Raw genomic sequence first — 19,563 nt, 5'->3', positions numbered from 1 at the left:
TGGGTACTCCACAACCGCCCCGCCCTGACCCGCAGCGTGGTTTGTTCGGCTGCCGCTTTCCTGCAGCTTGATACTGATGGGGATCGTGGCACCGGCTGCCCAGGCCGGGCGCCGGTGGCCGTATGCGTATAGTTAGAACCAGGTTTCCATCTGGACGCCAAAGTTCCATTCACCGCCAGCGGTAAAGCCTTTGGCGCCGAATGCGTCATCCGTGGCATAGTTATCCAGCCGCTTATCCCAATCCATCCAGGAGGCGAAGACGCGCAGTTCCGGACGGCTGAAGAAATCGGCGATGTCGCCCACCTTAAACGTTGGCGCAAACGTCAATTTATAGAACCCGCCGCTCACGTGGTTACGGCTCAGGTAACCTTGCGGATCAAGATCCATATATTGGTAGCTGCCCTCGTAAGCCAGCGCAAAGTTCTGGTTAATTTCCTGGATAAAGCGGGCGTTAAAGGTGACCCAGTCATAGCTGTCGCCTTTGATGTAGCGATCTTTACTGGTCTGCGCCAAAACAGAAGGCGCGAAACTCCAGGTCTTATTCAGCGAGGTGGTGCCATAGGTGGCCAGGCGCCAGGTGCTGGCATCGTCGGTCAGGTTGCCGTCGGAACCGATAGACTTCACCTCAGCCCCCAGACCGTGGCCATACAGCAGTGCGGTTGTCGAAGTGCCGTCGCGTAACCCATAGAAACTGTCGCCGTGCCAGGCCAGCATCGCATGGTAACCGGTATCGCCCGCGTTGCTGTTGGTCACCGTATAAGCGCTGTTATGACCGGTATTTGCCCGCGCATCATTGTCTTTGGCGCGCAGGCCGCTGAGCATAAACTGGAACGGGCCAACGTAGTTATTGGCCGTCAGAATGTAGTTCTGGATGCTGTCATCCAGCCCTTCGATATCGCCCAGGCTGCGGCCATACAGCGAGAAGTTGCTCTTGAAGTTTTCCGCCCATTTCACATCGTAGATACCGCCGCCGGTACCGGCGAGGAAGATCACATCAGAATCGATCCAGTGGATATCGAAGTTATCGCGATCAAAACGCTTACCTGCCCAGATCGTGCTGTCTTTCAATGCGCCGGTGAAGCTCGGCAGCGAACCCAGCTCAACAAAGGCTTCACGCACGTTGAGATCGCTGGTGGACGCCGTCCAGTCGTTATAGCTGCGCTGGCCGTCGGCCATCATCACTTTGAAACGGGTGGTCGCCCCGTTATCCAGCTTCTGTTTGTGCTCCAGCTTCATTTCAACATACGTATCGTCTTCATTGCCCAGACGGCCGACGTGGCCGCCGGTGCTGCCCGCCGGCGTCATCCCCGGCCCAATATCAACCTGGGAGCTGCGCGGCGAGCCGTTAGTCGACAAGCCGGAACGGGCATAGCCGTGGAATTCAAAACCATTGGCGACTTTATTCTGGCTGGCCAGATCGGCCGTTTTTTGCGCGACCTGATCGGTTTTTTGCTCGGCCTGCGTTGTGCGTGCCGCCAACTGTTGCGTCTGTTTTTCTGCCGCATCGGCGCGGGCTTCCGCCTGCGCCGCGCGCTGTTCCGCCAGTTGCAGGCGTTTTTCCAGCGCATTTAGGCGCGATTCAAGGCTATCAGTGGTCGATGCCGCCATCGCGGAACCGGAAAGTATCAGACCCATCGTTACAGCAAGATAACTGCGTTTTATCATCATCTTAGTGTTCCCATCAGAGGTACGTTTTGTTTTTTGCTAAAATAGCTAAATCGGTTTTACAGGGAGATTAATGAGGACATAACGCGTTAACAAGATATTTTGCTAACCCGATTCAGTATCTGTGATCCTGTTGGCAAAACCGTGGGGCATAACGCGTTTTCCGCGGGAAAAGCAACCGATGCACAGCGTTGTTTTTCGGCTAACGAACGGGCGGCAGGTGATTTTTTACAGGCAAATCCTAATGCGGCGGGCTGCAAACCACGTGAAGATACGATTATTATTTCATTCACGGCCAGGGCCTGGCACGGGTTGCTATTTCATCAGGGCGATTACTGCGGTATCAATCTGTGGTCAGGTTGCCTTGTGTTACTATCCGTTCAGCCATCTATCGGGCAACGCGGCCTGCGCGTACCGGCCCTGGGTAACAATCGCAAAGGAATAACAACGATGTGGGGAGTTCTTTCGGCTTCATTATTTTTCTTGCCCTTCAATCAGCTTGTCGCCTGGCTGATTCTTCTCGCCTCCGTGGGAATGGGAATTTATCACCATATCATTACCCCCACGGGCTTAGGCATTTTGGCGGGGTTTGCGGTGCTGATTGGGCTTAAGTTGCGCTATCGGCAGCCATCCGCATTGTCCATTGTGCTGGAAGCCATACTGGTGATCGGCGCCATCGCCCTGTTTTGCCATCTGCTCCCCGGTTTTAATAACCCAGTGATGATTGATGGCCAGCCCGGGCCGCTGAGTGCATCATTCAAACTGTATTACAACTTCGATAAGGCGCTGCTCCCCTTCCTGCTGTTTGCCTGCTTGCCCACGCTGTTTAATGCCGCCCAGGCGGACAAAAACGCTACCCCGGTCGCCTGGCTGCTGCTGATCTTGTCCGTCCCGGTGCTGCTGCTGCTGGCTGTGGGGCTGGGTGGGTTGAAAATCGAACCGCATGCGCCCGAATGGATACTGGCGTTCCTGATGGCCAACCTGTTTTTCGTCGCCATGGCGGAAGAAGCGCTGTTCCGCGGCTACCTGCAACAGCGCCTGCGCCAATGGCTGGGCGCCTATCCGGCGTTGATTATCACCGCGCTGGCGTTTGGCGCCGCCCATCTGGCCGGCGGTATGCTGCTGGTGGGCTTCGCGACCCTGGCCGGGCTGATCTATGGGCTGGCCTGGATGTGGAGCGGGCGCCTGTGGGTACCGATCCTGTTCCACTTTGGCCTGAACGTCATACATCTGCTGTTTTTCACCTATCCACACTACCTGCACGCCTGACCGGCCGCCGGCAGGGCTCCCTGCCGGCACGCGCAATGAAAACGCTACCATCCTCATAGCCATTAAATCATCAGTTATGGCATCAACACGTTATTCCACGTTTAAAATCACAGTGTAAACGATTCCATTTTTCGCGCTGGATCACCTTTTTTCACGCGCCATGGTGCTATCTTTTTGCCCAACATAAGCCGCCATTCGCTCAGCACGGGGGCTAACCACACGCTGAAAACGATTGCAGAGACGGCCCAAACACAGGCACCTGAAAGGAAGAATCATGACGGAGTTTAATCCCATCGATCACCCGCATCGTCGTTTTAATCCGCTCACCGGCCAGTGGGTATTGGTATCGCCGCACCGCGCCAAACGCCCCTGGCAAGGGCAACAAGAAGCCCCGGCGCGGCTGACATTGCCCGCACACGATGCCCAGTGCTTTCTTTGCCCCGGCAATACCCGCGTTACCGGCGATAAGAACCCAGATTATTCGGGCACCTACGTGTTCACCAATGACTTTGCCGCCCTGATGAGCGACACCCCGCCGGCGCCGGAAAACAGCGATCCGTTGATGCGTTGCCAAAGCGCGCGCGGCACCAGCCGGGTCATCTGCTTTTCCCCCGATCACAGTAAGACGCTGCCGCAGCTTTCCCTGCCGGCGCTGGAACAGGTGATTGCCGCCTGGCAACAGCAGACCGCCGAGCTGGGCCAACGTTACCCCTGGGTGCAAGTGTTTGAGAACAAAGGCGCGGCGATGGGCTGCTCTAACCCGCACCCGCACGGCCAGGTATGGGCCAACAGCTTTTTGCCGAACGAAGCCGAACGTGAAGACCACCTGCAACGCGAGTATCTCACCCAGCACGGCAGCGTGATGCTGATGGACTATGTGCAACGCGAGCAGGCCGATGGCCGCCGCACCGTGGTGGAAACCGAGCACTGGCTGGCTGTGGTGCCCTACTGGGCCGCCTGGCCGTTTGAAACCCTCCTGCTGCCCAAGGCGCCGGTGCAACGCCTGCCCGATTTAAGCCACGGCCAATGCCAGGATTTGGCGCTGGCGCTGAAAAAGCTGACCAGCCGTTACGACAACCTGTTCCAGTGTTCTTTCCCCTATTCCATGGGCTGGCATGGCGCGCCATTCAACGGCGCCGATAACCGGCACTGGCAACTGCATGCCCACTTCTACCCGCCGTTGTTACGCTCCGCCACGGTACGCAAATTTATGGTGGGCTACGAAATGCTGGCGGAAACCCAACGCGATCTCACCGCAGAGCAAGCGGCAGAGCGGCTGCGCGCCGTTAGCGATACCCATTACCTTGAAGCCGGAGAGTGACACCATGAGTTTGAAAAACCATACCCAAAACACCTTTACCCAACACTTCGGCTACCCACCGGCTCTGACCGTTCAGGCCCCGGGGCGGGTGAACCTGATTGGCGAACATACCGACTACAACGACGGCTTTGTGCTGCCCTGCGCCATTGATTACCAAACGGTGATCAGCGCAGCGAAACGTGACGATGGTCAAATTCGTGCGCTGGCAGCAGACTATGATAATCAGCAGGATCTGTTTTCCCTCGCCAGCCCGATAACACCGCACCCCGATTGGCAATGGGCGAACTACGTGCGCGGCGTGGTAAAACACCTGCTAAACCGTTGTAGCGATTTCGGCGGCGCGGATCTGGTGATCAGCGGTAATGTGCCTCAGGGCGCCGGCCTGAGTTCCTCGGCTTCACTGGAGGTTGCCGTTGGCCAGGCCTTGCAGGCGCTGTATGCCCTGCCGCTTGACGGCGTGGCGCTGGCGCTGAATGGGCAGGAAGCAGAAAACCAGTTCGTTGGCTGTAACTGCGGCATTATGGATCAGCTTATTTCGGCATTGGGCAAACAGGATCACGCGCTGTTGATCGACTGCCGCTCTCTGGCCACCCAAGCCGTATCCATGCCGGAAAACGTGGCCGTGGTGATCATCAACTCCAACGTTAAACGCGGCCTGGTGGACAGCGAATACAACACCCGCCGCAAACAGTGCGAAGAAGCCGCGCGGTTTTTTGGCGTTAAAGCGTTGCGCGATGTTGATGAGGAGCAGTTCGCAGGCGGCCATGCGGGGTTGGATCCGATCGTTGCCAAACGAGCGCGCCATGTGATCACAGAAAACGCGCGCACGCTGGCCGCCGCAAATGCGCTGGCGGCGGGCGATCTGCAGCAGATGGGGCAGTTGATGGCGCAATCGCACGCTTCAATGCGTGACGACTTTGAGATTACCGTGCCGCCTATCAACGCATTAGTGGAGATCGTTAAATCGGTGATAGGCGAACGCGGCGGGGTGCGTATGACCGGCGGCGGCTTTGGCGGTTGCGTCGTGGCGCTGATGCCCCAGGAACTGGTCGCATCGGTACGCGAAGCCGTGGCGCGCGAATACCCACTTCGAACCCATGGCCTTACTGAAACCTTTTACGTGTGCCAAGCATCACAAGGAGCGAGCCAATGTTAACCGCCGAAGACGCACCCGCCCCCGATGGGCAGCCGTTCAATCTGGTTACGCTGCACAATGCCAACGGTATGACGGTCACGCTGATGGATTGGGGCGCAACCTGGCTGTCCACCGTTTTACCGCTAAAAAGCGGCGAGCGGCGTGAGCTGCTGCTGGGGTGCCCTTCCCCCGCCGATTACCCGCATCAGGGGGCTTATCTGGGGGCCACCATCGGCCGCTACGCCAACCGCATCGCCCTGGCCCAGTTGCAAATCGACGGTAAAACGCACCCGCTGGCCGCCAATCAGGGCCAGCATCAGTTGCATGGCGGGCAGGCTGGGTTCCATGCCCGCCGCTGGCAGGCCAGCCAACAAGATGCACAACAGGTCACTTACCGCCTGCACTCTAAAAATGGCGATCAGGGCTTTCCCGGCAACCTCGATGCGCAGGTGACTTACCGCCTGACGGCCGCTAACCGCGTAGAGATCGCCTTTTGGGCGCAAAGCGATCGTCCCTGCCCGGTCAACCTGACCAATCATGCCTATTTTAATCTGGACGGCGCCGGCACGGACGCACGCAAACAACGGTTGCAGCTGTTTGCAGACCGTTATCTGCCGGTCGACAGTGACGGCATCCCCCGTGCCGCGCTGACGGCGGTAGATGGAACCGGCATGGATTTCCGCCAGCCCAAAACCCTGTTGCGGGATTTTTTACACGATCGCGATCAGCAGCGGGTAAAAGGCTACGATCATGCCTACCTGCTGCGCCAGCCCGGCGCGTTGGCCGATCCCTGCGCCCATCTGTGGGCGGCAGACAATAAAGTGCAAATGAGTATGTTCACCAGCGCCCCTGCGGTGCAGTTATACAGCGGCAACTTCCTGGCCGGCACGCCAGCACGCGACGGCGGCAGCTACACCAACTATGCCGGCATTGCGCTGGAAAGCGAGTTTTTACCCGATAGCCCTAACCACCCTGAATGGCCGCAGCCTGACTGCTGGCTGCAACCCGGCCAAACGTACCGCAGCGCAACCCATTACCAATTTTTCTCTCTGTAACCCAGCGAGCACCGGCAACCGGCCGGGGCTCGGCTGTTATAAATGCTTACGCTTTAGCGCGGGGGCAAGCGCGCCGCGCCTTTTCTTATTCCATTGCCGGCACTAAAATCAGATGACGGTGATAAGCACAACCCGTTGTGCCGCTTCACAATCTTCGGCCGTTCCTGGCCGGCCAATAGCAAAAGGAATTTTTAATGCGTCTGATTACCGCACTCCCATTACTGGCTGGTTTAATGCTGAGCAGCAACCTGATGGCCGCTGAACACCCAGCAAAAACCCCTTCCCCGGCGCAGGCTGCCCAGCAGCAACGCATGACGGATTGCAACCAGCAAGCCTCTGGCAAAGCGCTAAAGGGTGCCGATCGTTCCACCTTCATGAGCACCTGCCTGAAATCCGAAGGCCACCAAACCGCTGAAAAACACCTCACGCCACAGCAGCAGAAAATGAAAAGCTGCAATGCCGAAGCGGCCAAAAAAGACCTGAAGGGCGAAGCGCGCAAAACCTTTATGGGCCACTGCCTGAAAAAAGCGGCGTAATCCCGCCAACCTTCCACGGCGTGGTTGAATAAATTTCATTCGCGCCGTGCCTTATCTGCCCGCCAGCCTGATCGATTCAGCTTTTTCCTTAACCAATCCCTTACTTTGTGCCAAGAAATTGGCTATGGTTAAACACTATCGATTGCCGAGCCACCGGGCACGGCAATATAATGATATTCGTTATCATTGAATCGTCAGATTATTAAGGAGTTAAGCTATGGCTGTAACTAAGCTAGTTCTGGTGCGTCACGGCGAAAGCCAGTGGAACAACGAAAACCGCTTTACCGGTTGGTATGATGTTGACCTGTCCGACAAAGGGCGCTCCGAAGCGAAAGCAGCAGGTAAACTGCTGAAAGACGAAGGTTTCTCCTTCGATTTCGCTTATACCTCCGTACTGAAACGCGCGATTCATACTCTGTGGAGCGTGCTGGACGAACTGGATCAGGCCTGGCTGCCAACGGAGAAATCCTGGAAGCTGAACGAACGCCACTACGGTGCGCTGCAGGGCCTGAACAAAGCGGAAACCGCTGAAAAATACGGCGACGACCAGGTGAAACAATGGCGCCGCGGCTTCGCCGTTACCCCACCGGCACTGACCAAAGACGACGAACGCTATCCTGGCCACGATCCACGTTACGCAAAACTGACCGAAAAAGAGCTGCCGCTGACCGAAAGCCTGGCGCTGACCATCGAACGCGTAATCCCTTACTGGAATGAAAGCATTCTGCCGCGCATCAAAAGCGGTGAGCGCGTGATCATTGCCGCTCACGGCAACTCTCTGCGTGCGCTGGTGAAATACCTGGATAACATGAGCGAAGAAGCAATCCTTGAACTGAACATCCCAACCGGCGTGCCGTTGGTGTATGAGTTCGATGAAAACTTCAAACCGATCAAACACTACTATCTGGGCAACGCCGACGAGATCGCAGCGAAAGCCGCTGCCGTGGCGAACCAGGGTAAAGCGAAGTAATCATTGCGCGCCGGCATAACCGTGCCGGCTAATAGCAAAAATGCCAGTCAGGCTAACTGACTGGCATTTTTTTATCCGCGTTTTGCGGCAGGTTGCTGGCACCTGCCCGGCACATCAATATCAGCTACGGCGTGCACGCACCGCCGCGGCCAAATCGCGCAGCACGGTTTCAGTGTCTTCCCAGCCGATGCAGGCATCCGTCACGCTTTGCCCGTATACCAACGGCTCGCCGCTTTCCAGCGCCTGATTGCCTTCAACCAGGTGGCTTTCGATCATAACGCCGATGATGCCCTTCTCACCGCTACGCAGTTGCTGGCAAACGTCTGCGCTCACTTCCAACTGCTTCTTGAACTGTTTACTGCTATTGGCGTGGCTGAAATCGATCATCACCTGCGCCGGCAAACCCACCTTGGTCAGCACCTCTTTCACTTGCTGCACATGCACCGCGCTGTAGTTTGGCTCTTTACCGCCACGCAGGATGATGTGGCAGTCGCCGTTACCGCTGGTGTTAACGATCGCCGAATGGCCCCATTTGGTTACCGACAGGAAGCAGTGCGGCGCGCCCGCAGCGTTAATCGCATCAATAGCAACCTTGATGGTGCCATCGGTGCCATTTTTAAAACCAACCGGGCATGACAGGCCGGAAGCCAGCTCACGGTGCACCTGCGATTCCGTAGTACGGGCGCCGATAGCCCCCCAGCTCATCAGATCCGCCAGATATTGCGGGGTGATCATGTCGAGGAACTCCCCGGCCGCCGGCAGACCGGTGTCGTTGATATCCAGCAGCAACTTACGTGCCAGGCGCAGGCCATCATTAATCTGGAAGCTGTGATCCATCAACGGATCGTTGATCAAACCTTTCCAGCCCACGGTAGTGCGCGGTTTTTCAAAGTAAACACGCATCACAACTTCCAGATCATCCTGCAATTCATGGCGCAAGTTCAGCAAACGCGCCGCATATTCTTTGGCCGCTTTCGGATCGTGAATAGAGCATGGGCCGATCACCACCAGCAGACGATCGTCATTGCCACGAAGGATCTTATGAATCGCGTTGCGTGCCAGGGCCACCGTCTCCGCAGCCTTTTCCGTGGCCGGGAACTTCTCTAACAAAGCCACTGGCGGCAGAAGTTCCTTAATCTCTTTAATACGTAAATCGTCGTTTTGGTAACTCATAACTTTTCCATTCGGTATCGATAATGTTTCTTAAGGCATATACCCAAAATAATTCGAGTTGCAGGAAGGCGGCAACGCAGCGACTCCCCAGGAGCTTACTGGAGTAAGTGACTGGGGGGAGCGAGGAAAGCCAACACACCTGCAACTTGAAGTATGAAGGGTATAGATCAGATGGCATCAATCTAGCCTGCGAGGCAGGCGCTGTAAATCACCTTTGGCACGCGAAATCGCTGCGATCAATTTATTGGCGAATAATTCTTATATATCAGAACAACGTACCAATACGGCAAACTTGCCGAAAAAAGTAAAAGCACCGGCTGTATCAGCGGTGCTTTTGATATGGCCTGGCGGCGAATCATGGCGCAATGGCCGCAGCCACCACGCCTTTGCCTGTGCAGCCGTGAATTATTGCACGGACGACAGCGGCCGTGAACGGTTGTGGGCGGCGCTTTTGATCCACAGCCAGCAACCGTTAAGCGCGATCAGCGTCAGGATAACGTATTCCAGCGCCATGGCGTAAACGCCTTGATAGGCGAAGATCGCCACGCTGATCACGTCAATCACCACCCACAGCAGCCAGTTCTCAACGTATTTGCGGGTCATCAGGATCATCGCCACAATCGACAGCACCATCATGGTGGAATCCCAGAATGGGAAAGCATCCGGCTGGAGCGCCGGCATGCTGATCGACATCCCCAGGCCTTGCATCACCGCGACCGCAAGCCGCGTCAGCCAGGCAAAGACGGCATCGATATTAAAGGTCATCAGCACAATGCCGATGGCGCACACCGCCGCCCAGGCCAGAGCTTTGGGCAACGGCAGCCAGCGGATCTGCAATTCGGCCTGCCGATCCGCCGTCTTGCGGCTCCAGGCGTACCAACCGTAAATATTGGCGGCAAAGAAAAATAGCTGCAGCAACAGGCTGGCATACAGTTGGATCTGGAAAAATATTACGGCGAACAGCGTGACGTTGATCAGGCCAAGCGGATAGTTGATGATTTTCTCTTTGCTGGCATACCAGATGCACAACAGGCCAAACAGCGTGCCGATGGCTTCTATCCAGGAGAGATCATACCCCCCCGCGCCCAAGGGAATATGCACCAATATATTGCTGGTACTGAAAAAACTCATCTTCTCGTCCTTATCTCATGATTAAAAGTTAGGCGTTCCCTTTGACCTGCATATTCAAACGGGCTGCAAATTCCAACATGCGGTTCAGCGGCAGCAGCGCTTGCGCGCGCAGTTGCGCATCCACCTGGATTTCATGCTGCCGGCCGCCGAGCGCCAACCCTTCGGCAATCGCCTTCAGGCCATTCATCGCCATCCACGGGCAATGCGCACAGCTGCGGCAGGTGGCGCCTTCACCGGCGGTCGGCGCTTCGAACAACGCTTTATCCGGGCATGCCTGCTGCATCTTATAAAAGATGCCGCGATCGGTCGCGACAATCAGCTGGCGTTGCGGCAAGGTTTTGGCCGCCTGGATCAGTTGGCTGGTAGAGCCCACCGCATCCGCCAGATCGACCACCGCCTGCGGCGACTCCGGATGCACCAGTATCGCCGCCGCGGGATACAAGGCTTTCATGCGCATCAGCGCCTGAGTTTTAAACTCGTCATGAACGATACAGGCGCCCTGCCAGCACAGTATGTCCGCCCCCGTCTGTTTTTGCACATAGTTGCCTAAATGGCGATCTGGCGCCCAGATGATTTTCTCGCCCAGGCTATCCAGATGCTCAATCAGCTCGACGGCAATGCTTGAGGTCACCACCCAATCGGCGCGCGCCTTAACGGCAGCCGAAGTATTGGCATACACCACGACGGTGCGGTCCGGGTGGCTATCGCAAAAGGCGGCGAATTCCGCCGCAGGGCAACCCAGATCCAATGAACATTCCGCCTGCAGCGTGGGCATCAGCACCTGCTTCTTAGGGCTGAGGATTTTGGCGGTTTCCCCCATAAAGCGCACGCCAGCCACTAGCAGCGTGGAGGCCGGGTGTTGGCAGCCAAAGCGCGCCATTTCCAGGGAATCCGCCACACAGCCACCGGTTTCTTCCGCCAGCGCCTGAATTTCCGGATCGGTATAGTAATGCGCAACCATCACCGCATCGCGTTGCTTGAGCAGGGTTTTGATTTTCTGGCGATAGAACGCGTTTTCCGCGGCATCCAACGGCACAGGCTTTGGCGGGAACGGATATACCGCCGCATTAGCATCAAACATTTCACTCATCGCTGTTATCTCTGCGCTGGCCGGCTAGGCTTACGATGATTTCCGATCCGCAAACCGCCGTGTTTTACATACTAAACAAAATACCTAACAAAAAGTGAAATGTCGCTGTTATTTTCTGAAAATGTGGGATTTTGTTTAATTTATTGAAAACACATGTGCATTGAAGCACGCCAGGAGTATGGGTATGAACAGTGGAAGTGTGTAACTACGCAGCACGTGAATGAACGCGGAGTAAATCAGGAAGGTAAACATGCCAATGGCGCGGCTTGAATGGATCTTGCTCAACGGCTCTTCAGGGGTGTTAAGTCTTTTTGCCAATTCATTGGCCAGCATCTACAACTGTTGGCCGTCCATGGGAATCACTACTTGCAGGATGAATCATATTCAATGAAAAACAGACTATTCGGCACAGCCGCTCCCTCCGTCATATTACGACCCCTTCACGCATAATCACACTTTTAATAAAAACACCTTTTTATTATTGCCACTAATTCATTCTGACTGGCAATTTCACAAAGATCACGTGTATTAATATCACAAGAAAACATCATTACCGATTAGTAATACAGTAACCACAAATTTAATTCAATTGATTGTTAAATAACGAGTTATTATTATTTGTGCAATCTGAATCACAGTTTCCCATTGTCATTGTTTATTAAAAACTAGGCGGGTTGTTTAATTAACTAAAATTTGGTCAGGCCAGATGGCCAGTTTCATAAATAACATAGAGAGCAATAGCCCGGAGTTTACAAAGGTAAATTTATGAATGTGAATTGTATTGTTTTAAACGAGCCTGGCACTGTCGATATGAAGCAGGCCGGGTTGACTGAACCACAAGAAGATGAAGCGCTCATTGAAGTTGAAGCAATGGGGATTTGTGGTTCAGATATTGGTGCATTCAGAGGAACAAATCCACTTGTCACCTACCCCCGAATACTGGGACATGAAGTGGCTGGTCGTATCTTGAAAATCAATAATAATAATCCAAAGAATCTTGCAGTTGGCGACCGCGTTATTGTCGATCCCTATATATGGTGTGGTAACTGTTACCCATGCAAGATAGGTAGAACAAATTGTTGCGAGAATTTAAGGGTTATCGGTGTCCACATTGATGGTGGTATGCGCGAAAAATTTGTTCATCCCGCTCATTTATTACATAAACTGCCAGAAAATATGCCATTGGCCAGTACCCCTTTAGCTGAACCACTGACCATTGCTTTACACGCTTTACATCGGACAGAGACCAAAGTCGGCGAACATGTCGTCATCATTGGTGCAGGTGCGATAGGATTCATGGCTGCACTTGTCGCCATACATTACCAGGCAACGCCGATACTGATAGATATTGTCCAGGAAAGACTCGATCATGCTTATAAAGCAGGTATTGAGCATATTATTAATCCGAAGACTACAGACGTTATTAAACGAATCGGTGAGATCACCCACGGTAGAATGGCGGAAGTTGTTATTGAAGCATCGGGGGCTAATAGCGCTGTCCGTGCCACACTTGATTATGTCTCATTTGCAGGCCGGATTGCCTTCACGGGCTGGCCAAAGCAGGAAACCTCCCTGCCAACTAACTTGATTACTTTTAAAGAAATTGATATTCGCGGTTCACGAACCAGTGCCAATGAGTTCAACGAAGCCATTGAACTACTTTCGTCAGGCACAGTTTGTGCTGATGCTATCATTAGCAAAGTGATTACGATGGAAGAAATACCGGCAATGATCAGGGAATTGTCAGACTATCCCGAACGGCATCTAAAAGTGAATGCGGTTGCTCATTCTCGTTAAATAATCTTTCCAGAGGAGTCGTCTTTATGTTCATTACCCCAGTAATTAAGAAAGATCGTTTATACCAGAAGGCCGCGAATGTATTAATAAATCTTATTCGTCAACAGCATTATAAACCCGGTGACTCTTTACCAGCAGAACGAGAAATGTCAAAGCTGTTAAATATTGGCCGTTCAACGCTACGTGAGGCGCTGATTGTTCTGGAATTATCTGGGTGGATCGAGATTCGCTCCGGAAGCGGGATCTACGTTTGCGAAACGCATGGTCGGGAAAGCATACATATGCCATCTTATGAATACTCCCCTCATGATGTCATTCAGGCTCGCCAGGCTATAGAAAGCGAACTTGTTGGTATCGTTGCATTATCCCGCACGGATGAGGATATCGATACACTGAGTATGCTGGTTGATGAAATGGACTTTTGTATTCAAGAATGCCGGGTGCCTGATTTCTATCGTATGGACCGAAGATTTCATTTGCATATAGGTAAAATTTCGGGGAATAACATTCTTAGCGAGATGAATGAAATCATTTGGAATCGCCGTAGTAATATCCATTATTCAAACCTCGATGAACCTAATGCAAGCCCCGAGAAGCTCGTTGCCTTCAACAACGATCACAGAGCCATGGTTATGGCAATAAGGAGTTCTAATAAAGCAGAAGCAAAATCCCATATATTAAAACATCTTGAAAGGGTAAGCTCGTATATATACTCTAAATAATTCGAGTTGCAGGAAGGCGGCGACGCAGCGAGTCCCCAGGAGCTTACTCCAGTAAGTGACTGGGGTGAGCGAGGAAAGCCAACACACCTGCAACTTGAAGTATGACGAGTATAGCATAAACCATTGCTTTTCCTTTCTTATAAAACAAGAATCTTAAAACAATTACAGCCATATGTTGTGATTGTTTATTAATGGTGACTATATGAAGAACCATAACAACAATATGGAAAGACAACGTAATAGATCATTATGGATAACAACTGTTCTTGCTGGGATGGCGTCCTATCTGGATGCAGGACTTATTGTATCAATAGGAATTAGTCTTGCCTTATGGGAATCACATTATCAGGCAAGCGCGTTGGTTATTGGTTCTATTTCTGCAGTCTCTACTGCCTGTATTGCAGTAGGTGCTTTGGTTGGTGGTCGACTGGCCGATATCTGCGGGAGAACTCGCGTATTCAGTATTACCGTCGCGATGTACTCGATAGGTGTTTACTGTATTGTGTTCGCTAATGATTTACATCTATTATTTATTGGCATAATTATCAGTGGTATTGCGGCAGGGGCTGATTTACCAACATCGTTATCAATTATATCCGAACGAGCGCCTAAGGGTAAGCAAGGGAAGCTAATCGCGTTTACTCAGGTCATGTGGAGTGTCGGCATTCTGGGGGTGACTGCTATTGGTTTCGCCGTCTCGACCATGGGGATAAATGGATTAAAATTGTTGTGGGCGCACCTTGCCGTATTGGGAACAATAACCTGGTTGCTGCGCTGTTTCTATAAACCCATCCGAGATCTTGAGCAACAATTGCCGGTGGAAAGTGATGAATATAATGGAACCAAGTTAGGTTATAAGGCTATTTTTACTACGGGGCTATTGCTACCGCTCGTTTTAATCGGTGGATATTATATCTTTGAAAATATAACAGCGAATACTACCGGGCAATTCAAATTTTATCTCCTCACCACGGTCAGCGGCGCCAGCCAGGAAATGGCTACTGGCATCTCTTTTCCAACGATTGTCATTGGATTGATCTGTGCAATCATATTTAGCCGCATTGCAGATACGCCCTGGCGTAACCGCCTTTACTTTATAGGTTTGGCCGGGCAATTGATTGCTATTTCTGTTATGGCCTATACCGGTGCGCAGGATGCCACAACGATGTTCATTTGCCTGTTTATTTATAGTGTAAGCGTGCCATTTTCTGGTGAGGCCATTTATAAAGTATGGATTCAGGAGCGATTCCCGGTAAATATTCGGGCCACTGTACAGGGAATGACTTATGCAATTTCACGCTTCATTGTTGCTCTGGTATCGCTGGCATCGCCTGCGATTATAAAATATAGCCCTTCGTTATTAATGTGGCTACTGATGTCGATTACTTTTATCGGCGGCGTATTCGCCTTTCTGATTATCACGGGCTTCAAAGGGGTTGTATCCCGGGGAAAAACAGAAAATACCGAGCTGGTTTTAAAGTAACAAAATCAGGTTGAAATTACGGGTTCAATATCATTCAGGAAGTGATTATGTTATCAGTTCAACTTACCGCCCCCGTTTTCGAGCACCATACCCAGTTATTGGGCATCGATGAACCTTGCCCGCGTATATCTTGGCAGGTTCATTGCGAACATGAGTTATGCCCAAGCAGTTATGAAATCATGATAACACGCGATGGCGAAACCGTAATTTATGGCCCCTTTTTATGGAGAGATCCTGTTCTTGTTCCATGGCCGGCTAAACCACTGGCGCCCCGTGAAGGAGCAACCGTAGCAGTCCGAATCAAAGATACTGGCGGGCTCTCTTCTGCATGGAGCCCTGATAGCTATGTTGAACGAGGACTTTCCCCTGCAGACTGGAAGGCACTTCCTGTCGGGCCGGGTTGGCAGGAAATACCGGGAAGTGACAGACATCCCCCCATTATTCGTCATCGGTTTTTTCTCGATAAAGCTGCCGTTAAAGGCAGGCTTTACGTTAGTGCCCATGGCCTTTTTGAAACCACGATCAATAGTAAACGTACCGACAATTTTGCCCTTCTTCCAGGCTGGAGTAGCTACCATCATCGGCTTCGTTACATCACGCTGGACGTGACATCATTGCTGGTTCGTGGTGAAAACGTTATCTCGGCACTGATGGGCGATGGCTGGTACCGGGGGCGTATAGGATGCCGGGGAGGATTACGCGATGCATGGGGACAAGATATTGCATTAATCGCACAACTGGAGATTGAGTTCCAGGACGGTACAAAAACGACAATAGCGTCTGACGCCCAATGGCGTTCCATTCCCGGGCCAGTATTATTCAGCGGACTCTATGAAGGCGAAATTTACGACGCGCGGCTTGAACCTAAAGGCTGGACAGAGGCCGAATTTGACGACAGCCAATGGTACCCCGTATCCACTGGCAGGCAAGATTACCAAACCCTCAAAGCCCCCGATGGCCCACTCGTGGTCTGTACGGAACAACTGCAACCCGTCGATAGTTGGGCCGTTGGTAAGGGGAAATGGATTTTTGATTTTGGGCAAAACCTGGTTGGTCGCGTTCGTTTACGGGCCAATGGTCAATATGGTGAAATCATCAAACTACGCCATGCTGAAGTTATTCAAGATAATGCCCTTTATACGCGGACATTGCGTACCGCCACCGCGGCTGATGCCTATATCTTTGCCAACCAAGCCAGTATTGACTGGGAGCCTCGTTTCACTTTTCATGGATTCCGCTATCTGGAAATAGAAGCCCCTGAAGCTATTATCAAGACCATTAACGTTACCGCCTGTGTTTACCATTCCGATCTACGGAGAACAGGCTGGTTTTCATGTTCAGATGGCAGATTGAATAAACTTAGTGACAATATTATCTGGTCAATGCGTGGTAACTTCCTGGATATTCCGACGGACTGCCCCCAACGAGATGAACGGCTGGGCTGGACTGGAGATATCCAAATTTTTATGCCAACAGCACAATTTCTTTATGATTGTTCGGGAATGATGCGTGGTTGGCTAAAAGATCTGGCCTGCGACCAACACGCTTCGGGGATGGTTCCCTGGTATATTCCGGCTATACCTGATTATGAGCCGTGGACGTGGAACAGTCAGCATGCCACGGCAGCATGGGGGGATGCGGCAGTGCTGACCCCTTGGGATCTGTACTGGAGCACCGCTGACGAAAAGATACTCGCCGATCAATACCAAAGTGCGAAGGCATGGGTAAATCTTGAGCGGACGCGCGCCGGAGAATCGTTAATTTGGGATCGGGGCTTTCAGTTTGGCGATTGGCTGGATCCAGCGGCTCCGCCTGAAGATCCTTCTGCGGCGATGACGGATAAGGGGCTGGTAGCGACGGCCTATTTTGCCTGGTCAGTTTACCATTTATCAAAAATGGCCAGCGTGCTGAATAAGGCCGAAGACAACCGGGCCTTCCGGCGTTTGTTTGAGGATATCCGCGCGGCTTTCGTCCAGCGTTACGTCAGCCATTCAGGGAGGGTTGAACGGGAAAGCCAGACCGCCTATGCGTTAATTATATGCTTTGGTTTATATCTAACAGATAGCCAACGTGAGATGGCGGGCCAGCGTTTATACACCCTGGTGAAGCAATCAGGCTACCATATCGCCACCGGATTTGTCGGCACGCCACTGATTTCAAAAGCGTTGTGTCTCACTGGCTATTCCCAGACAGCTTTCCGCCAGCTTACAGAAGAAACCTGTCCATCCTGGCTTTATCCCGTCATGCAGGGGGCCACAACAATATGGGAGCGATGGGATAGTTTATTGCCAAATGGCAAGGTCAATAGCGGCCAAATGACCTCATTCAATCATTATGCTCTCGGCGCCGTGGGAAATTGGCTGTATCAGTATCTGGCTGGAATAGTACCTGCAACGCCAGGATATAAACAGATCCTATTCCAGCCGCACTGTTTTGCGGGGGTGGATTGGGCAAAGGCGCGTTATCTCTCTCCGTTTGGCGAAGTATCCATTTACTGGCTACGTGATGAGGAGGCGATCTCGATCCAGCTTCATATCCCTTTTGGCTGTAGCGGAAAACTGATACTTGATGACATAACCGTCCCGCTAAACACGCATGGTGATTATCATTATCTGTGGAAATTAGAGGGGGATGATAATGGAAAGCGCTCTGTGATTCTCCTCAAGGAGGAAAGATAATATGTTAATTCCACTACATCCCGTCGAATGTGTGACCCATTCAGGCACCGTGGCAAAAATCATCAGCATTGATAATACTCATGCGGTATGTTTACTCGGGGAGTATATGAGTATCGACGGCACTGTTCATGCCGAATCTTGGGATCTCAATGGAAATCCAGCCAGCGGCCTACCAGAACGGCAGATAGATTTATCCACACGCAATATTCAGCGTTTTATTACCGATGTTTTTTATAAGTTAGCGCCCATTGCTAAACAAGCCTATGGCCAGCAATGGGAGGAGAATCTTCAGTCTCAACAATATTTCCATTTCTGGGAAAAGTTATCTAAATGATGGGATTCTTTGGCTTTTCGTCAGGCTTTAGATAGCCATGATACGATTAACAGCGTATCAGCCAGAGATCAGTGGCTTCACCGTACCGGCTTTAGCTATAAAAATCCGGCAGGCACCGCGCATGAACGGTTTCAGGAGGAAGCACTGGCTGGCCCATCAGCAGAGAAGAAACCGGGGATACCAACTTCCTAGATACTTACCGCCGCCGGTACACCGCTATAGGCGAAGTGGTCAGGAATATACGGCCAACGCCGGTATGGTAACAAAGAGCCCGTTTCATCGTCATATGCGCCATTGAGAGCGTCCAGAGCCATTTTTCTATAGCCCTGTCCCGCCATGGCGTACGAGCGTTAGATCTGCCATTACAGCAGCAGGTGCGTCATCGGGAAATGGATAGCCTTATCACTGTTGATAGGGATGTGGTTTTCTTACTTCTCCGGGCCTATAGGGCCCCCAGGAAGGCTTGTTGGCAGGCCGTGCAGGATAACTCGCTTTGCTCGCCCTTCGGGCCGTCGCCTCACGAGGTTCGAATCATTAAGTTCGGTGCATAGCAAAAAAGCGCCTTTAGGGCGCTTTTTTACATTGGTGGGTCGTGCAGGATTCGAACCTGCGACCAATTGATTAAAAGTCAACTGCTCTACCAACTGAGCTAACGACCCATTGATATGGTTTACTGCTGAACGGTGAATACAGAATGGAGGACTGTATTATCAAAAACCAGATGGTGGGTCGTGCAGGATTCGAACCTGCGACCAATTGATTAAAAGTCAACTGCTCTACCAACTGAGCTAACGACCCACTGATGTGGTTTACTGCCGAACGATGAATACAGAACGGAGGGCTGTATTATCAAAACACTAAATGGTGGGTCGTGCAGGATTCGAACCTGCGACCAATTGATTAAAAGTCAACTGCTCTACCAACTGAGCTAACGACCCATAACAGTGGTGGGTGATGACGGGCTCGAACCGCCGACCCCCTCCGTGTAAAGGAGATGCTCTACCAACTGAGCTAATCACCCACTAAATATGGTTACTGCTATTACCAGGAAATTGGTGGGTCGTGCAGGATTCGAACCTGCGACCAATTGATTAAAAGTCAACTGCTCTACCAACTGAGCTAACGACCCAATTTCCCTGCTGCTTTAACATCTTGCAAGATGTCTTGGCAACGGCGGCATATATTACTAATTTATCTTGGCAGC

Annotated in this window: 15 protein-coding genes and 5 tRNA genes; 11 read left to right on the top strand and 9 right to left on the bottom strand. The window is 52.2% G+C overall.

Features of this window, described 5'->3' with window-relative positions; all coding sequences use genetic code 11:
- Nucleotides 1–132: 132 nt before the first annotated feature.
- Complete coding sequence (locus ABFX35_RS02640; protein WP_346080830.1) at nt 133–1,665, bottom strand: carbohydrate porin; 1,533 nt, start codon at nt 1,663–1,665, stop codon at nt 133–135.
- A 450-nt stretch (nt 1,666–2,115) separates the two neighbouring features.
- Here ABFX35_RS02640 and ABFX35_RS02635 point away from each other — a divergent pair, with 450 nt between their 5' ends.
- The 6 genes from ABFX35_RS02635 to gpmA all read left to right on the top strand — a co-directional run bounded on the left by ABFX35_RS02635 (nt 2,116) and on the right by gpmA (nt 7,951).
- Entirely contained in the window at nt 2,116–2,934 is an 819-nt protein-coding gene (locus ABFX35_RS02635; protein WP_346078995.1) for a CPBP family intramembrane glutamic endopeptidase, read from the top strand.
- Nucleotides 2,935–3,208: 274 nt separating this feature from the next.
- A complete protein-coding gene (gene galT, locus ABFX35_RS02630) occupies nt 3,209–4,255 on the top strand; it encodes a galactose-1-phosphate uridylyltransferase (protein WP_095845404.1) in 1,047 nt (348 codons plus the stop codon).
- A gap of 4 nt (nt 4,256–4,259) precedes the next feature.
- A complete protein-coding gene (galK, locus tag ABFX35_RS02625) occupies nt 4,260–5,411 on the top strand; it encodes a galactokinase (protein ID WP_346078993.1) in 1,152 nt (383 codons plus the stop codon).
- Nucleotides 5,405–6,445: a galactose-1-epimerase gene (galM, locus tag ABFX35_RS02620; protein ID WP_279026736.1), complete on the top strand. Its 1,041-nt coding sequence runs from the start codon at nt 5,405–5,407 to the stop codon at nt 6,443–6,445. Before galK ends, galM begins: the two co-directional genes overlap by 7 nt.
- 194 nt (nt 6,446–6,639) lie before the next feature.
- The gene (locus ABFX35_RS02615) at nt 6,640–6,981 is read left to right on the top strand and encodes a PsiF family protein (protein WP_095845407.1); all 342 of its coding nucleotides are present in this window, start codon (nt 6,640–6,642) and stop codon (nt 6,979–6,981) included.
- A 217-nt stretch (nt 6,982–7,198) separates the two neighbouring features.
- Nucleotides 7,199–7,951, top strand: a complete 753-nt coding sequence (gene gpmA / locus ABFX35_RS02610; RefSeq protein ID WP_121553001.1) for a 2,3-diphosphoglycerate-dependent phosphoglycerate mutase — start codon at nt 7,199–7,201, stop codon at nt 7,949–7,951.
- Between the two features lie 120 nt (nt 7,952–8,071).
- On the opposite strand, the gene aroG is transcribed toward gpmA, so the two are convergent.
- From aroG to nadA, 3 genes are all read right to left on the bottom strand, one after another.
- Nucleotides 8,072–9,124 (bottom strand): 3-deoxy-7-phosphoheptulonate synthase AroG, encoded by a 1,053-nt coding sequence (gene aroG, locus ABFX35_RS02605; RefSeq protein WP_346078990.1) that lies wholly within the window; start codon nt 9,122–9,124, stop codon nt 8,072–8,074.
- A gap of 405 nt (nt 9,125–9,529) precedes the next feature.
- Nucleotides 9,530–10,255 carry a nicotinamide riboside transporter PnuC gene (gene pnuC, locus ABFX35_RS02600; protein ID WP_279029503.1) on the bottom strand — a complete coding sequence of 242 codons (726 nt, stop codon included), beginning with the start codon at nt 10,253–10,255 and terminating at the stop codon, nt 9,530–9,532.
- Nucleotides 10,256–10,283: 28 nt separating this feature from the next.
- On the bottom strand, nt 10,284–11,345 hold the full coding sequence (nadA, locus tag ABFX35_RS02595) for a quinolinate synthase NadA (RefSeq protein WP_095845411.1): 1,062 nt from the start codon (nt 11,343–11,345) through the stop codon (nt 10,284–10,286).
- A gap of 765 nt (nt 11,346–12,110) precedes the next feature.
- Here nadA and ABFX35_RS02590 point away from each other — a divergent pair.
- The 5 genes from ABFX35_RS02590 to ABFX35_RS02570 all read left to right on the top strand — a co-directional run bounded on the left by ABFX35_RS02590 (nt 12,111) and on the right by ABFX35_RS02570 (nt 18,359).
- A complete protein-coding gene (locus tag ABFX35_RS02590) occupies nt 12,111–13,142 on the top strand; it encodes a zinc-binding dehydrogenase (protein ID WP_279029500.1) in 1,032 nt (343 codons plus the stop codon).
- 26 nt (nt 13,143–13,168) lie between these two features.
- Nucleotides 13,169–13,864 carry a FadR/GntR family transcriptional regulator gene (locus ABFX35_RS02585; RefSeq protein ID WP_279029498.1) on the top strand — a complete coding sequence of 232 codons (696 nt, stop codon included), beginning with the start codon at nt 13,169–13,171 and terminating at the stop codon, nt 13,862–13,864.
- 202 nt (nt 13,865–14,066) lie between these two features.
- Nucleotides 14,067–15,347, top strand: a complete 1,281-nt coding sequence (locus ABFX35_RS02580) for an MFS transporter (protein WP_279029402.1) — start codon at nt 14,067–14,069, stop codon at nt 15,345–15,347.
- 47 nt (nt 15,348–15,394) lie between these two features.
- Complete coding sequence (locus ABFX35_RS02575) at nt 15,395–18,025, top strand: family 78 glycoside hydrolase catalytic domain (protein WP_346078987.1); 2,631 nt, start codon at nt 15,395–15,397, stop codon at nt 18,023–18,025.
- 1 nt (nt 18,026) lies between these two features.
- Nucleotides 18,027–18,359: a hypothetical protein gene (locus ABFX35_RS02570; RefSeq protein WP_279029396.1), complete on the top strand. Its 333-nt coding sequence runs from the start codon at nt 18,027–18,029 to the stop codon at nt 18,357–18,359.
- 583 nt (nt 18,360–18,942) lie between these two features.
- Here the strand turns inward: ABFX35_RS02570 and ABFX35_RS02565 are convergent.
- The 5 genes from ABFX35_RS02565 to ABFX35_RS02545 all read right to left on the bottom strand — a co-directional run bounded on the left by ABFX35_RS02565 (nt 18,943) and on the right by ABFX35_RS02545 (nt 19,488).
- Nucleotides 18,943–19,018, bottom strand: a tRNA-Lys gene (locus ABFX35_RS02565).
- Between the two features lie 63 nt (nt 19,019–19,081).
- A tRNA-Lys gene (locus ABFX35_RS02560) sits at nt 19,082–19,157 on the bottom strand.
- Nucleotides 19,158–19,221: 64 nt separating this feature from the next.
- Nucleotides 19,222–19,297: transfer RNA gene (locus ABFX35_RS02555), tRNA-Lys, on the bottom strand.
- Nucleotides 19,298–19,304: 7 nt separating this feature from the next.
- Nucleotides 19,305–19,380, bottom strand: a tRNA-Val gene (locus ABFX35_RS02550).
- A gap of 32 nt (nt 19,381–19,412) precedes the next feature.
- Nucleotides 19,413–19,488, bottom strand: a tRNA-Lys gene (locus ABFX35_RS02545).
- Nucleotides 19,489–19,563: the final 75 nt, after the last annotated feature.

The organism is Gibbsiella dentisursi (genome assembly GCF_039539505.1).
Lineage (GTDB): Bacteria > Pseudomonadota > Gammaproteobacteria > Enterobacterales > Enterobacteriaceae > Gibbsiella > Gibbsiella quercinecans.
The sequence above is the reverse complement of the archived record's forward strand: the minus strand, read 5'-3'. Positions and strand labels throughout refer to the sequence as shown.

Bases quoted from the DNA above. Each gene is read 5' to 3' on its own strand.
- ABFX35_RS02640 (WP_346080830.1), bottom strand. From the start codon at position 1,665: ATGATAAAACGCAGTTATCTTGCTGTAACGATGGGTCTGATACTTTCC.
- ABFX35_RS02635 (WP_346078995.1), top strand. From the start codon at position 2,116: ATGTGGGGAGTTCTTTCGGCTTCATTATTTTTCTTGCCCTTCAATCAG.
- galT (WP_095845404.1), top strand. From the start codon at position 3,209: ATGACGGAGTTTAATCCCATCGATCACCCGCATCGTCGTTTTAATCCG.
- galK (WP_346078993.1), top strand. From the start codon at position 4,260: ATGAGTTTGAAAAACCATACCCAAAACACCTTTACCCAACACTTCGGC.
- galM (WP_279026736.1), top strand. From the start codon at position 5,405: ATGTTAACCGCCGAAGACGCACCCGCCCCCGATGGGCAGCCGTTCAAT.
- ABFX35_RS02615 (WP_095845407.1), top strand. From the start codon at position 6,640: ATGCGTCTGATTACCGCACTCCCATTACTGGCTGGTTTAATGCTGAGC.
- gpmA (WP_121553001.1), top strand. From the start codon at position 7,199: ATGGCTGTAACTAAGCTAGTTCTGGTGCGTCACGGCGAAAGCCAGTGG.
- aroG (WP_346078990.1), bottom strand. From the start codon at position 9,124: ATGAGTTACCAAAACGACGATTTACGTATTAAAGAGATTAAGGAACTT.
- pnuC (WP_279029503.1), bottom strand. From the start codon at position 10,255: ATGAGTTTTTTCAGTACCAGCAATATATTGGTGCATATTCCCTTGGGC.
- nadA (WP_095845411.1), bottom strand. From the start codon at position 11,345: ATGAGTGAAATGTTTGATGCTAATGCGGCGGTATATCCGTTCCCGCCA.
- ABFX35_RS02590 (WP_279029500.1), top strand. From the start codon at position 12,111: ATGAATGTGAATTGTATTGTTTTAAACGAGCCTGGCACTGTCGATATG.
- ABFX35_RS02585 (WP_279029498.1), top strand. From the start codon at position 13,169: ATGTTCATTACCCCAGTAATTAAGAAAGATCGTTTATACCAGAAGGCC.
- ABFX35_RS02580 (WP_279029402.1), top strand. From the start codon at position 14,067: ATGAAGAACCATAACAACAATATGGAAAGACAACGTAATAGATCATTA.
- ABFX35_RS02575 (WP_346078987.1), top strand. From the start codon at position 15,395: ATGTTATCAGTTCAACTTACCGCCCCCGTTTTCGAGCACCATACCCAG.
- ABFX35_RS02570 (WP_279029396.1), top strand. From the start codon at position 18,027: ATGTTAATTCCACTACATCCCGTCGAATGTGTGACCCATTCAGGCACC.